We start from the raw sequence: 13,623 nt of genomic DNA, 5'->3' as shown, positions 1-13,623 counted from the left end.
GCTCTCACCATATTGCTCTCGGTCGGGCCGGGGATGGGCGCGCTCCGGGGCCCGGCCCTTGCACGGCTCCTAACGGAGGCGGGTTACGGCGTAAAGCCGCTGCTCGCCCCGGGGGCGGAGAGGTTCGTGGGGCCGGCGGCCTTTGCGGCCGCCGGCGTTCCTCTCTCCGGTCCGCCGGAGGATCCGGACGCCGTAGCGTTCGCTCCGGCAGGGCCGGACGTCCTCTCCCGGCTGGCCTGGGGGGTTGCGGATGCTCCGACGTTCGAGAAGGCCCTTTCTGGGAGACGGGGTTGCGTCGTCGCGCTGGAGATGGATGCGGGCACGCTGGCGCACCCGGCGGTGCGCCGGAACATCCGGCGCGTCCGCGAATCCGGCTGCCGGGTGCTGGAGCCGGAAGGCGGGCGCATGGCGCCGCCGGGCGGGATAGCTGCCGCGCTGTTCCGTTCCCTCGGGGGAGAGCTCGCCGGGCGGCGCATCGTGGTCACGGCCGGCGGTACCCGGGAGCCGCTGGACGCGGTGCGCTTCATCGGAAACCGTTCCTCGGGGAAGATGGGGCTCGCGGTGGCGCGGGAAGCGCTGGCGCGCGGCGCGGACGTATCGGTGGTGGCCGCGAACCTCGGCACACCCGAGCCGGGCGTGGAGTGGATACCGGTAGAGACCGTCGCCGAGATGGAGAGGGCGGTGCTGGGGGCCGTGGCGGAGGCCGACGCGCTCATCATGGCCGCTGCCGTCTCGGACTTCACCCCCGCCGCACCCGGGAGGGGCAAGGTGCGGCGGCGCGAAGGGCTCAAGGTAGAGTTCAGATCCACCCCTGACATACTCGCTCGGGTGCGGGAGTCTTTCCCGCACCTCTTTATGATAGGATTCGCAGCAGCGTTCGGCGACCCTTTGCCCGACGCGCGGGAGAAGCTGGAACGCAAGGGAGCCGACATCATCGTCGGCAACGACATCTCCCGGCCGGAGATCGGGTTCGGGTCGGATGAGAACGAGGTCTGCATCGTGAGCCGCGGTGAGGAACGCCGGGTGGGGCGGGCCTCGAAGCGGGAGATCGCCCGCGTCATCCTGGACGTTCTGATCTCGGAGTTGAACAGGAAGGGACAGACGTAATGACGGAGAGGATCCTCAAGAGCCCGGCCGTGCATCAGGGGTCTGAGACGTGCTCCGGGAGCTCCTATCCCTTCACCTCAGAGTCCGTAACCGAGGGCCACCCGGACAAGGTGGCCGACCAGATCTCGGACACGATCCTGGACGCCGCCCTGCGTGACGATCCCATGAGCCGGGTGGCATGCGAGACCATGGTGACCACCGGACTGGTGATCGTGGCCGGGGAGATCACGACCGACACCTACATAGACATTCCCAAGGTGGTGCGGGAGAAGATCGCCGAGATCGGCTACACCCGCGCCAAGTACGGCTTCGATGCCGAGACCTGCGGCATCATCGTGACCATAGATCCCCAGTCGCAGGACATAGCGCAGGGCGTGGACGTGGCGCTGGAGGCGCGCCGCGGGCAGGATCTGGATGAGATCGGGGCCGGAGATCAGGGGATGATGTTCGGCTACGCCTGCGACGAGACCGAGGAGCTGATGCCGCTGCCGATCACGCTGGCCCACGCCCTGACCCGCCGGCTGGCCGAGGTGCGCAAGCGGGGCATACTCGACTATCTGCGGCCGGACGGGAAGAGCCAGGTGACGGTGCGCTACGAGGGGGGGCGTCCGGTCCGGGTGGAGAAGGTGCTGGTCTCCGCCCAGCACCGGGACGGTGCGGAGAAGAGCATCGAGGGGGATATCCTGGAGGCCGTAATCCGGCCCGTGATCCCGGAGCACCTCTTCGACGGGAAGGCCACCGAGGTCATGATCAACCCCACGGGGCGCTTCGTCACCGGCGGTCCTCAGGCCGACACGGGGCTCACCGGGCGCAAGATCATCGTCGACACCTACGGCGGCGCCGTCCCTCACGGCGGCGGCGCCTTCTCCGGCAAGGACGCCACCAAGGTGGACCGCTCCGGAGCCTACGCTGCGCGCTGGGTGGCCAAGAACGTGGTGGCAGCCGGGCTGGCGCGGCGGTGCTTGATCCAGCTCGCCTACGCCATCGGGGTCGCGCGTCCGGTAAGCGTGATGGTCGAGACTTTCGGCACCTCCCGGCTCGCCGGCTCCACGCTGAGCGAGCTGATTCAGGAGCACTTCGACCTCAGGCCGGGAGCGATAATCCGGGATCTGAGCCTGCGGCGCCCGATCTTTGCGAGCACCGCTGCCTACGGGCACTTCGGGCGCCGCGAACCGGACTTTACCTGGGAGGAGACTTCCCGGGCGGACGAGCTGCGCCGGGCCGCCGGCCTGTAGCCGGAGTTGTCCGGATCTCTGCCGCACCGGGTGCGGGTCTGCCTCCTGATCCCCACCCGGGCTCTGCCGCCTCTCAGCTACAGCGTGCCGGATGCTCTGGTCCCTGCCGTCGGCCCGGGGGCTGCCGTGGCTGCTCCGCTCTCGGGCTACTCCCGCCTCGGCATCGTCGTCGGAGAGGAGCCCTCCGGAGAGAGGCCCCTGCAGGAGATCCGGCGGGTCATAGACCGGCTCTCCATCGGCCCGGAGCTTCTAGAGCTCTGCCGCCGGATCTCGGACTCCTGCTCCGCGCCGCTGCCGGCGGTCTTGCGTCTAGCCCTGCCGCCTGGCCTGCGGGACGCCTACCGCGTGCTCGACCCCGCTCCCGGCTGGAGCTGGCGTCCCGGCTCCCGCGTCTCCCGCGGCGTCCTGCGGCGCGAGCTCGGCGGCGAGGGCCTGAAGCTGGCCGAGGCCGCCGGGAGGGTGGAGCTGGATCCGGTACCCCCGCATCCCCCGGCCGCTGAGTGGGCCACCCTCTTGCGGGATGCCGCTGATGGTGAGCTCGACCGCGCACCCCGCCAGCGGCAGCTGCTCGAGACCCTGAAGGAGCTCGGCGGGGAGGCCCCCGTCCGCGCCCTGCTGAGCGGAGCAGGTGCCTCCCGCGCCGCGCTGCCGCGACTGGCGGAGCGCGGCCTGATCCGCCTGTGGCGGCGGGTGGAGCGATCCTATATACACGGCGCGGAAGGGGGCGGCTCGCGCGGAAGCCTCGCCGCCGCTTACCCGGAGCTGGAAGCACTCTCGGGCGGCGGAGCTCTGGTGTGGCGGCTGCCGCTCCGGGAGCAGGCCGGAGCCGCGGCGGCGGCCGCGCTGCGCGCCGTCGGGCGGGGGGAGCAGGCCTTGATCCTCCTTCCGGAGGCGAGGATGCTCGAGGAGGTGCGGCGGGCACTGGTGGAGCGCCTGCCCCGGGGTGTCAGGATAGCCGCATACCACGGGGGCGCGGGGGCCGAGCGGGCGGAGGTGTACGAGGCCGCAAAGCGCGGTGGGGTGGACGTGGTCGTGGGGACGCGCCCTGCGGTGCTGCTGCCGCTGGCACGGCCGGGGGTGGCGGTGGTCGTGGACGAACCGAACGAATCCCACCGCTCCGCGCCGGCGCTGGAGTACGAGAACGCCGCCTTTCACACGCGGGACGCGGTACTGGAGCGGCAGCGTCTGGAGTGTATGGAGCTTCTCTTCCTCTCCCCGGCCCCGTCGCTGGAGCTCCGGGCGGCGGGGTTGAGGGAGCTCCCGCCGCGGGAGCTCCCGGGGCGTCCGGGGATCAGGCTCGTGGACCTGCGGGGGAGTGGCGTCGCCCTGAGCGCCCATCTGCTGGACGAGATCCGGTGCTGCATCAGGTACGGCGGCCGGGCGGGGGTGCTCGTCAACCGTCTGGGGTACGCGACGGTGGTGAGGTGCAACGGTTGCGGTGCCGTGGCTACCTGCCTCCGCTGCGATCTGCCGGAGCGCTTCCACCGGCGGACCCGGATGCTGGTCTGCGGCGGGTGCGGCAGCGAGCGCCCGGCACCGGAGGCGTGTGAATCGTGCGGTTCGGGGCGGTTGAGCTTCACCGGTCTCACCGTAGAGCGGGTCCGGGAGGGGCTAAAGAGACGCCTGGGGACCGGCATCGGTCTCCACACGGCGGAGCTGAGCGAAGACCTGGAAGCTCCCGCGGTGGTAGGCACGGCGCGCAAGATCCTGGAATGCGAGTGGGATCTGATCGCCGTCCCCGATGCAGACTCGCTGTTGCAGGCCGGCGGGTTCCGGGCGGTTGAGAAAGGGTTCCGCATCCTCTTTACGGCGGTGGAGAGGGCCCGGAGCCGTCTCGCGGTGCAGACGCGGGATCCTGAGCACTACGCCCTGCGGGCGGCGCTGCGGCGGGACTACGAGGGCTTCGCCCGCGCCGAGCTGTCCCGGCGACGCGCGGCGGGATACCCGCCGTACTCGCACCTGGCCGTGCTCACACTGGAGGGGAGCGAGTCCGGGGTTCTGCATGCGGTAGAATCTACGCGGCCGGATCCCGGGGTGGATCTGCTCGGTCCCATCCCGCTGGAGAATGGTTCCCGCTGGCAGGCGATCCTGCGGGCGCGGGACCGGGAATCGGTCGCGGCGGCCGCCAGAAGGGCCGCGCGCGGCGCTTCAAGGGTCCGGGGTGTGCGCGTGCAGGTTGATATAGACCCGGAGGAGGTGTAGAGATGACGCTCGAGATCCGGAAGTTCGGCGATCCGGTACTCAAGTCGCAGGCTACCCCGGTTGAGAGCTTCGATGAGTCGCTGGAGCGCCTGGCGCAGGAGATGCTCAGGACGATGCGCCGGGCCGAAGGGGTGGGGCTGGCCGCCAATCAGGTCGGCTATCTTAGGCGCATCTTCGTGGCCGCGCTGGGGGAGGACGAGGAGTTCGTGATCGTCAACCCCGAGATAGAGGAGCTGAGCGGGGAGACGGTGAAGGACTCCGAAGGATGCCTCTCGATCCCCGGCATTCAGGTTGAGGTGGAGCGGGCCGGCCGGGTGGTGCTCTCGGGCCGGAACCTCAAGGGCGAACCCGTGACCCTCGACGCCGAAGGCGTGCTGGCCCGGGTGTTCCAGCACGAGATCGATCACCTCGACGGCGTCCTGATCCTGGACCGTACCGACCGCGAGTCCCGCAAGGCCGCGCTGCGGGCATGGCGCGAGCGGCAGATGGCCGCCCGGCGGTAGCCTTGCACCTAGCCTTCGCCGGCACTCCGGAGTTCGCCGCCACCATACTCCGCGGGCTGGCAGGCTCGGATCACAACGTGAAGTTCGTCATCTCCCAGCCCGACGCCCGCCGCGGCCGGGGGCGGAGGCTTCGGCCTCCCCCGGTGGCCTCCCTCGCCCGCGAGCTCGGGCTGCCCCTGCGCCAGCCGGAGCGCATCTCGGAGGTCCGGGACGAGATAGCGGCGTGTGACGCGCTGGTCGTCGCAGCCTACGGCCAGATCCTGCACCCCGATACCCTCTACGCCGCCCGGCTCGGAGCCTGGAACGTCCACGCCTCGCTCCTGCCCCGCTACCGGGGAGCCGCCCCCATAGAGCGCGCGATCATGGCCGGAGAGCGGAAGAGCGGCGTGACCATAATCCGCATGGACGAGGGGCTGGACACCGGGGATGTGGCGCTCAGAAGAGAGCTCGAGATCCCACCGGATATGACCGGCGGCGAGCTGTCCGAACGCCTCGCACGACTGGGATCGGAGGCCATCGTGGAGGTGCTCGATCTCCTGCAGAAAGGCGAGCTGCAGCTCACGCCCCAGGACCACTTGCAGGCGACCTACGCCGCCCGACTCACCCCCGAAGACCTCGCGGTGGACTGGAGGCTCCCCGCAACCCGCGTCCACGACCATATCCGGGCACTGGCCCCGCATATCGGAGCCCGCGCCTTCCACCCCCGCTACCGGGGACCCGTCAAGCTCTACCGCTCCCGGCTGCCGGATGACCCGCCCCGCCTCTCGACCGGAGAGATCCAGACCCGGAACGGCCGCATCTTCGTCGGCTGCGGTCGGGGAGCGGTAGAGCTCCTGAAGCTCCAACTGCCAGGGAAGAGACCCCTCCCGGCGGCCGACCTCCTGCGCGGTAACCCCCTGGAGGGAGCCTTCCAGGTGCACGCGTAGCCAATCCGTTGTGTACCTTAAGTTCATATACAGTACATGTGGTTGCTGTTTTGCCGGATATGCGGGGGTGCTAGAATTCTCCGCTATAGGAAGGGCGCGGGATCTTCTGGAGGTCTCACATCGCGGAGCGGGGAGCAAGATACGCTGCACCTGAAGCTCAGGTGCAGGAGATAGAACGGGAGGCCGGTGTCAGGATAGTCATAGTCGGGGCCGGGGGCTACGGGCGTGTCGTTCTCGACATCCTGACTGCCTGCGGCTACCGGGAGTTGGTCGTCGGCTTCTACGACGATGCGCATGCGGTGCTTCCGGAGGAGATAAAGGGCGTCCCGGTTCTCGGGGATGTGGGGATGCTCAAGAGCATGCTCTCGGTTGAGGAGCTCTACGTCGTGGTGGCCATAACGGAGAATCGGGCCCGGATGCGGGTGGCCAACTCGCTGCGTGGGGCGGGGGCCCGGTTCGTAAGCGCGGTACATCCCGCGGCGCACGTTTCGCTCGAGGCGGCCGTCGGGGACGGCGCGGTGATCTGTGCGGGCGCCGTGGTACATACGGACGCGGCGCTCGGCAGCCACTGCCACGTGGGACCGGGAGCGGTTGTGGAGCGGGATTCGGTCGTGGGGGCCGGGGCCTGGGTCTCGGGCGGGGCGGTGGTCGGGGTGCGGTCGCACGTCGGGGCGCGGGTGCATCTGGGGGCGAACTCCACCGTCGGCCGCAAGGCCGAGGTGCGGGACGATCTGCGAGTGCCACCGCTCACCAACATAGTCGGAGAAGGAGAGTAGTGCTCGCTGCGGCAGCGGCGGCGGTCGGGCTGATCCTGGGCAGCTTCCTGAACGTGGTCATCCATCGCCTGCCCCGGGGAGAGTCCCTCGTTCTCCCCGCATCCCGCTGTCCGGCGTGTCGGCATCCCATCTCTGCGGCGGACAACGTTCCGCTCATCTCGTACCTGATCCTGAAGGGCAGGTGCAGGCACTGCGGGGCGGGCATATCGCTCCGCTATCCGGTGGTCGAGCTGCTGACCGCGGTTCTCTTTCTGCTGGCGGTGCTCCGTTTCGGTTTCGGGCCGGAGCTGCTGCGGGCTCTCGTCTTCATCCTGCTGCTCGTGGCGCTGGCCGGCATAGATCTGGAGCACAAGCTGCTCCCCAATGCCCTTACGCTGCCCGGTGCGGCGCTCGGGCTCGCGCTCTCGCTGCTGGCCGATCCCGGGGGCTGGTGGGTCTATCCCGCGGGGGCGGGGGCGGCTTCCGGTGCGCTGCTGGCGCTCGCGGTGGCCTACCCGGCCGGCATGGGGATGGGGGATGTGAAGTTCGCGGCCCTGCTCGGGGCCTTCCTCGGCCTCTACGCCTTCCTGGCTCTGTTCCTGGCCGCGCTGGCCGGCGCCATCTCCGGCGGGGTGCTCATGGCTCTCGGGCGGGCCGGCCGCAGAACCCCGCTCCCGTTCGGGGTGTTCATGGCGCTGGGAGCGATCGTAACGCTCTTCGCGGGGGAGGAGATCTGGGCCGCCTACATTGACTCGCTCTGGGGAGGCGGGAGTTGAGGCTCTTCAGATCCCGGAGCATCGGGCTGGACATAGACCACGGTTCGCTCAAGGCCGTGGAGGTCTCGCAGGGGCGCGGGGCTTACACGCTGCATCACGTCGGGTATCGCCGGTTGCCCCGGGAGGCCATCGCCGGGGGCGAGGTTGCGGACGCGGAGCTGCTGGCCTCGGAGCTGAGGGAGTTCTGGGGGACCCACTCCTTCGGGAGCAGGAGCGTCTACCTGGGGGTTGCGAACAACCGGGTGGTGGTGCGGCTCATCAACCTCCCCCGCATGGAGGAGAAGGACCTGCAGGGTGCGATCCGCTTCGAGGCTCAGGACCATATACCCATGCCGGTAGACGAGACCGTTCTGGACTACGTGGTGCTCGGCCCGTCCCCGGATGAGGAGCTGGACCGCATCCTGCTCGTCGCTGCGCACCGGGAGATGGTGAGCGCCTTCAGCTCGGCGGTCAGGGCCGCCGGTCTGCGGCCCGCGGGGGTGGATGTCAAGTCGCTCTGCCTGCTGCGCTCGATGCTGCCACCGAGCCTCTTCGACGACGAGGGCGCCACGCTGCTCCTGGATGTCTCGGCCGAGACCACGAGCCTGGTTATCTCCCAGGGCGCTGCGCCTACCGTGACCCGCTTCATCCCCGGCGGCGCTGAGTCATTCCTCGCGGCGGCCGCGGAGGCTGCCGGCATCTCCGCCGAAGAGGCCGAGGAGCGCGTCTTCGACCTCGACCTGGCGGGAGATCCGGAAGAGACCACGGAGCAGCCCGCCGGCCGGCGCGGGGTGCGGGAGGGGCTTGAGGAGGCCGTGCAGCTCCTCGCCGAAGACGTGCGGCGCTCGATCGATTATCATAACCAGCAGCCCTTCGCCAGCGAAGTAGATCGGGGTTTCGTCTCGGGCGAGGGGTCCATGATACCGGGCTTCGAGAGATATCTGGAGGGGGTTCTCGGCATTCCGGTTCACAGGGGAAGGCCTCTGGAGAAGATCGAGCAGAACGGGTCCAACGTCTCCGACGAGGATCTGCGCGCTATGGAGCCGGTGTTGTCGGTGGCGATGGGCCTTGCGTTTGAGGAAGCATGAGGCGCATAAACCTTCTGCCGCCGGAGGAGCGCGGGAGGCTGGCCGGCGCTCCTCCGGCCCTCCGGGGCCGCCCGGTGGAGCTGCTGCTCATCGCCGGGGTGTTGATGCTCATCTGCATGGTCGCCCTCTACCTCTTCTTCCTTCTCAGGCTCGCAGGCGAACGGGAGGCCGTTATGCGCCTTGACCAGGACATAGCCCGCCAGGAGCGCCGGCTGGCCGAGCTCGAGCCCTACCGCGACCTGCAGGAGCGGCTGGCGGCCAAGGAGCAGGTCGCCGACGGTGTCTGGCGTACCCGGTTTCCGTGGGACGAGTTCTTGCAGGGGCTCGCCTTCGCCATACCCCAGAGCGCGGCCCTCAACGGCCTGACCGCGCAGGCTTCGCCGGTGAACCTGCAGGCCCCCGCCGGCCAGATCCTGGAGCCCCCGGGCGCCGTGACGTTCACCGGCATAACGCTGCCCGAGTACCAGAACGTGGCGGACTTCATAGTGCGGATGAACGGCCTGCCCTACCTGGCGAACAGCCGGTTGGTGAGCGCGGAACTGGACCGCGAGACCTATGTGGAGCCGGCCATAGCCTTCGAGGTCTCCTCCGAGCTTATCACCGTCGTCGGGGAAGACGGGGAGAGGGTGCCGCTGGGAGTCGAGCCGGAGGAGCCTTAGGCAGTGGACTCCCGCACCCGCAACGTGCTCGCGCTCGGAATCCTGGGACTGGTGCTGGTGGCCGTGGCCTTCTGGTTCGTGCTGCTCTCCCCGTTGCTCTCCGAGCTCGAGACCGTCCGCGCCGAACGGGAGGGCAGAGAGGCCCGGCTGCAGAGCCTGAACGCCGAGGTTGCGGAGCTGGAGGCCGTGCGGGAGAACGCTCCGCAGATAGAGCGCCGGCTGCTGGAGCTCTCCCGCCGGGTGCCGGAGCAGGATGAGATGCCGACCCTGCTGGTGCAGATAGAGGAGGTCGCTCAGGCGGCGGGCGTGCTGCAGCTCTCGGTGGCCCCCGGGGACCCGGAGGTCTTCTCCGCCGAAGGGGTCAACTATTCTAGAATACCGGTGGAGATGTCTTTCGAGGGAACCTACGAACAGATGCAGGACTTCCTCTTCCGGCTCCGGAACCTCAGCCGGCTGGTTACCGTCAGGGAGCTGCGCTACGCTCCGGCGGACCCGGCCGCCGAACAGTATGCCGCCGTTCCTGCGGCCGAACGCCTGCTTACGGTGGAGGTGAATGCCGAGATCTACGTCCAGCCCGCCGCCCGCCCCGGAGAGGAGACGCCGGCGCCCGAACCGCCCGCTGAGGAGGAGACCGATGCTCCTTAGAGCTCTGCAGCCCGTCGCGGCCCTGCTGATCCTGGTCGTCGTGGCCTGGGCCGCCGCCGGCTTTCTGATCCGGCCGCCGGAGGCGGACCCTCCGGCGCAGGTTTCCCCGGCCCCCCGGCAGCAGGCCCCGGAGCCGGAGGTGGAGATCCGGCGCGTCCGCGACTACTCCAGATACGAGGCCAAGGACCCGTTCCGGCAGCTCATACCGCTCGCGCAGGAAGAGAGTGCCCCTCCGGAAGAGACTGCCCCTCCGGAGGTCCCGGAGGATGACGGCGATCCTCTCGGCTCCGCTCCAACTCCCGATCCTGCCGCTCCACCCGCGCCCGGTCCGGCCACCCCCCCGCCGGCTCCGCCCGTCCCTGACGACCGGCTCTACGACAGCGGTGGGACGCTGCCCCCGCCGGACTCGCTTGAGCATGCGGAGGCCCTCTTCCGGGGTTCGCGGGTGGTCTTCGGCGGCAGCGGCGGCGAGTCGTGGGTCGAGGTGAACGGGGAGAGGATCGGCGCCGGGTCCCGTTTGTTCGGGGCGCGGGTCGTCGGGGTGGACACGGCGGAGAGGGTGGTGGTACTGTCTCGGGGAGACCGCACCGTTGTATTCACTTTCTCGGATGGAGAGCGATGAAGTTCGGATTCTCGACGGCGGGCGAGTCGCACGGCCCGGCCGAGGTCGCGATAGTGCACGGCGTGCCGGCCGGGCTCGGGCTGCTCGCGGAAGACATAGACAGGGATCTGGCCCGGCGGCAGCGGGGCTACGGCCGGGGCGGCCGGCAGAAGATCGAGCAAGACCGGGTAGAGTTTCTGGGCGGGGTACGGCACGGCTACACTCTGGGCTCCCCGGTGGCCATGCTCGTCCGCAACCGGGACTACGCCAACTGGGAGGAGCGGATGAACCCGGCTCCGGTGGAGAGGCCGCCGGAGAAGATCACGCTCCCCCGGCCCGGACACGCCGACCTGGCCGGGATGCAGAAGTACGCCCACGACGATTTGCGCAACGTTCTGGAGCGCTCCAGCGCCCGCGAGACCACGGCGCGGGTTGCCGCGGGGGCGGTGGCCCGCAAGCTGCTCGGGGAGTTCGGGATCACCGTCCACAGTGCCGTCTACCGCATTGGGGGCGTCGCCTACCCCAGGGAGCTGGCCGTCCGCGACGCGGCGAAGGCCGACGCCTCGGAGGTGCGCTGTCCCGACCCGGAGATCACGGAGCGGATGAAGGCCGAGATCGACGCCGCCCGCTACGCCCGGGACGCGCTCGGCGGCGAGTTCGTCGTCGTGGCGGAGGGGTGTCCCCCGGGGCTCGGCTCGTACGTGGACTGGCGGGACAAGCTGGATGCGCGGCTCGCGGCGGCCGTGATGTCCATCAACGCCATCAAGGGCGTGGACTTCGGGCTCGGGTTCGGGCTCGCCGCCCGCCGCTCCAGCGAGGTGCAGGACGAGATCCTGCTGGAGGACGGACGGCTCGCGCGGGCCAGCAACCGCCTCGGCGGGCTGGAGGGCGGCATGACCAACGGCGAGCCGGTCGTGATCTCGGCCGCGATGAAGCCGATCTCCACCATAGCCAGGGCCCTGCGCACCGTGGACCTCTCCGCGATGGAGCCGGCCCGCGCCTTCCGGGAGCGGGCGGACAGCTGCGCCGTCCCGGCGGCGGCCGTTATCGGGGAGGCTATGGTAGCCGTCGTGCTGGCCGAGGCCTTCCTGGAGAAGTTCGGGCAAGACAACATGACGGACATCCGGGCCTCGTATGAGGCGTACCTGGGGCGGATCGGGAGATGAAGAGCGGGCCGCTGGCCATAGTCGGGTACATGGGGAGCGGCAAGAGCACCGTCGGCCGGATCGTGGCCCGGCAGGTCGGCTGGGAGTTCGTGGATCTGGATGAGGTCGTCGCCGAGCGGGCCGGGCTCTCCATCACCGAGATCTTCGACTCTCTGGGCGAGCGGGCCTTCCGGCGGCTGGAGAGCGAGGCGCTCGGGAAGATGCTGGGGGGCGAGCGGGTCGTCGCCTGCGGGGGCGGGGTGGTGGAGGAGCCGCGCAACCGGAGCCTCCTCTCGCAGGTGAACACCGTCTTCCTCTGGGAGGACACCGAGATCCTCTGGCGCCGCACGCGCGGCACCGACCGGCCGCTGCGCGGCGAGGACTACGAGGAGTTCTCCCGGCGCTACTCGGAGCGGCTGCCGTACTATCTGGAGGTCGCTGCGCTGCAGGTCGAGGTCTACGAGCGCCCGCCGGAAGACGTGGCGCGGGAGATCGTGGCTTGGCTGAGGGAGTGACGGTCACCGCCGGCGCGCCCTACCGTGTCGTCGTCGGTAGGGAGCTGGACATCGGGGAGCTGGTCTCGGAGGCGCTCGAGCCCGCAACCGGCGTCATCCTAACCGACTCGAACGTCGGGCCGCTGCACGCCGGGAGGCTGGCCGGGGAGCTGGAAGGCGCCGGCTGGCGGGTGGTGGATACGATCGAGGTGCCGCCCGGCGAACGCTCCAAGAGCCTCTCGTCCTATGGGGCTGTGGTGCGGCGTCTGGCGCTGACGGGGCTCGGGCGCGACGGGACGCTCTTCGCGCTCGGGGGCGGGGTCGTAGGAGATCTCGGCGGGTTTATAGCTCACACCTACATGCGCGGCATCTCGCTCGTGCAGCTGCCGACCTCCCTGCTGGCGATGGTGGACAGCTCCGTGGGCGGGAAGGTGGGGGTGGACCTGCCGGAGGGGAAGAACCTCGTCGGCGGCTTCCTGCAGCCGCGGGCGGTTATCGCCGAGGTGGGCTGGCTGGAGACCCTCTCGGACCGCGAGCTCTCCTGCGGGCTCGCGGAGGTGGTAAAGATGGGGCTGCTCTGCGGCGGAGGGTTCTACCGGGACCTGGAACTCCTCCCGCAGGCGCGGGGGCGGGAGGCGGCGGCGCTCGAGACCCTCATCCTGCACTCCGTGCGCTTTAAGGCATCGGTGGTGGAGCGCGATGAGCGGGAGGAGGGGTTGCGCGCGATCCTGAACTACGGCCACACCGTCGGTCACGCGCTGGAGGCCGCCGCTAGCTACCGGATTTTGCACGGGGAGGCCGTGGCGGTCGGGATGCTGGCCGAGGCTGAGCTCTCGCGCCGGAGGTTCGGGACGGATCTGCGGGGTGAGCACCGGAGGCTTCTAGAGGCCGCCGCTCTGCCCACCCGGCCGCCGGAGGTGGAGCCCGCACCCGTCCTGGAGGCGATGAAGCGGGACAAGAAGCGCCGGAGCGGCGAGCACCGCTTCGTGCTGCTCAAAGGTGTGGGCGAGCCGGTCTGGGACCAGAGGGTGGAGGATGCGGAGGTGGTAGAGGTGATCGGGTCGCTGTGAGCCGGGTCGTGGTGTTAAACGGGGTGAATTTGGGGCTGCTGGGCGACCGGCGGCCCGAGATCTACGGCGGGACCACCCTGAAGGAGATCGAGGACGGCCTGCGCTCCGAGTTTCCCGATGTGGAGTGGGAGTTCTTCCAGACGGACCTAGAGGGGGAGTTCGTGCGCAGGATACACGCCGCGGCAGACGCCGCCGGCCTCATACTCAACCCGGGGGCCTGGACTCACTACTCCTACGCCATACACGACGCCCTGGAGATACTCTCCATACCCAGGGTCGAGGTGCACCTCTCCAACGTCTACCGGCGGGAAGAGTGGCGCAGGAGGTCGGTAATCTCGCCGGCCGTGGACGCCGTGGTGGCCGGGATGGGGCCGTTCGGATACCGGGTTGCGGCCCGGTACGTGCTCTTTGGAAGCCGGTGGGATTTGCGTTAATATT

15 protein-coding genes are annotated in these 13,623 nt (G+C 69.7%); all 15 read left to right on the top strand.

The window, feature by feature from the left end; translation table 11 throughout:
• Window positions 1-33 precede the first annotated feature (33 nt).
• The 15 genes from coaBC to E0L93_RS06950 all read left to right on the top strand — a co-directional run bounded on the left by coaBC (window position 34) and on the right by E0L93_RS06950 (window position 13,619).
• On the top strand, window positions 34-1,107 hold the full coding sequence (coaBC, locus tag E0L93_RS07020; RefSeq protein ID WP_132690367.1) for a bifunctional phosphopantothenoylcysteine decarboxylase/phosphopantothenate--cysteine ligase CoaBC: 1,074 nt from the start codon (window positions 34-36) through the stop codon (window positions 1,105-1,107).
• Window positions 1,107-2,342 (top strand): methionine adenosyltransferase, encoded by a 1,236-nt coding sequence (gene metK, locus E0L93_RS07015; protein ID WP_132690365.1) that lies wholly within the window; start codon window positions 1,107-1,109, stop codon window positions 2,340-2,342. The genes coaBC and metK overlap by 1 nt, the downstream gene beginning before the upstream one ends.
• Window positions 2,343-2,348: 6 nt before the next feature.
• A complete protein-coding gene (locus E0L93_RS07010) occupies window positions 2,349-4,544 on the top strand; it encodes a primosomal protein N' family DNA-binding protein (protein WP_132690363.1) in 2,196 nt (731 codons plus the stop codon).
• 2 nt (window positions 4,545-4,546) lie between these two features.
• The gene (def, locus tag E0L93_RS07005) at window positions 4,547-5,047 is read left to right on the top strand and encodes a peptide deformylase (RefSeq protein WP_132690361.1); all 501 of its coding nucleotides are present in this window, start codon (window positions 4,547-4,549) and stop codon (window positions 5,045-5,047) included.
• Between the two features lie 2 nt (window positions 5,048-5,049).
• Window positions 5,050-5,973 (top strand): methionyl-tRNA formyltransferase, encoded by a 924-nt coding sequence (gene fmt / locus E0L93_RS07000; protein WP_207890366.1) that lies wholly within the window; start codon window positions 5,050-5,052, stop codon window positions 5,971-5,973.
• A gap of 161 nt (window positions 5,974-6,134) precedes the next feature.
• Window positions 6,135-6,749 (top strand): PglD-related sugar-binding protein, encoded by a 615-nt coding sequence (locus E0L93_RS06995; RefSeq protein ID WP_132690357.1) that lies wholly within the window; start codon window positions 6,135-6,137, stop codon window positions 6,747-6,749.
• A complete protein-coding gene (locus tag E0L93_RS06990) occupies window positions 6,749-7,504 on the top strand; it encodes a prepilin peptidase (protein WP_132690355.1) in 756 nt (251 codons plus the stop codon). Before E0L93_RS06995 ends, E0L93_RS06990 begins: the two co-directional genes overlap by 1 nt.
• Entirely contained in the window at window positions 7,501-8,571 is a 1,071-nt protein-coding gene (gene pilM, locus E0L93_RS06985; protein WP_165874216.1) for a type IV pilus assembly protein PilM, read from the top strand. The genes E0L93_RS06990 and pilM overlap by 4 nt, the downstream gene beginning before the upstream one ends.
• A complete protein-coding gene (locus E0L93_RS06980) occupies window positions 8,568-9,230 on the top strand; it encodes a PilN domain-containing protein (protein ID WP_132690351.1) in 663 nt (220 codons plus the stop codon). The genes pilM and E0L93_RS06980 overlap by 4 nt, the downstream gene beginning before the upstream one ends.
• A gap of 3 nt (window positions 9,231-9,233) precedes the next feature.
• On the top strand, window positions 9,234-9,875 hold the full coding sequence (locus E0L93_RS06975; protein ID WP_132690349.1) for a type IV pilus inner membrane component PilO: 642 nt from the start codon (window positions 9,234-9,236) through the stop codon (window positions 9,873-9,875).
• Window positions 9,865-10,497, top strand: a complete 633-nt coding sequence (locus tag E0L93_RS06970; protein ID WP_132690347.1) for a hypothetical protein — start codon at window positions 9,865-9,867, stop codon at window positions 10,495-10,497. The genes E0L93_RS06975 and E0L93_RS06970 overlap by 11 nt, the downstream gene beginning before the upstream one ends.
• Window positions 10,494-11,642, top strand: a complete 1,149-nt coding sequence (gene aroC / locus E0L93_RS06965; RefSeq protein WP_132690345.1) for a chorismate synthase — start codon at window positions 10,494-10,496, stop codon at window positions 11,640-11,642. The genes E0L93_RS06970 and aroC overlap by 4 nt, the downstream gene beginning before the upstream one ends.
• Window positions 11,639-12,136, top strand: a complete 498-nt coding sequence (locus E0L93_RS06960) for a shikimate kinase (protein ID WP_132690343.1) — start codon at window positions 11,639-11,641, stop codon at window positions 12,134-12,136. The genes aroC and E0L93_RS06960 overlap by 4 nt, the downstream gene beginning before the upstream one ends.
• Complete coding sequence (aroB, locus tag E0L93_RS06955; RefSeq protein WP_132690341.1) at window positions 12,121-13,185, top strand: 3-dehydroquinate synthase; 1,065 nt, start codon at window positions 12,121-12,123, stop codon at window positions 13,183-13,185. Before E0L93_RS06960 ends, aroB begins: the two co-directional genes overlap by 16 nt.
• Window positions 13,182-13,619 carry a type II 3-dehydroquinate dehydratase gene (locus E0L93_RS06950; protein ID WP_132690339.1) on the top strand — a complete coding sequence of 146 codons (438 nt, stop codon included), beginning with the start codon at window positions 13,182-13,184 and terminating at the stop codon, window positions 13,617-13,619. The genes aroB and E0L93_RS06950 overlap by 4 nt, the downstream gene beginning before the upstream one ends.
• Window positions 13,620-13,623: the final 4 nt, after the last annotated feature.

It is taken from the genome of Rubrobacter taiwanensis, from assembly GCF_004337705.1.
GTDB lineage: Bacteria > Actinomycetota > Rubrobacteria > Rubrobacterales > Rubrobacteraceae > Rubrobacter_C > Rubrobacter_C taiwanensis.
Note: the sequence above shows the minus strand (reverse complement) of the source record. Positions and strands in the feature narration are given on the sequence as shown.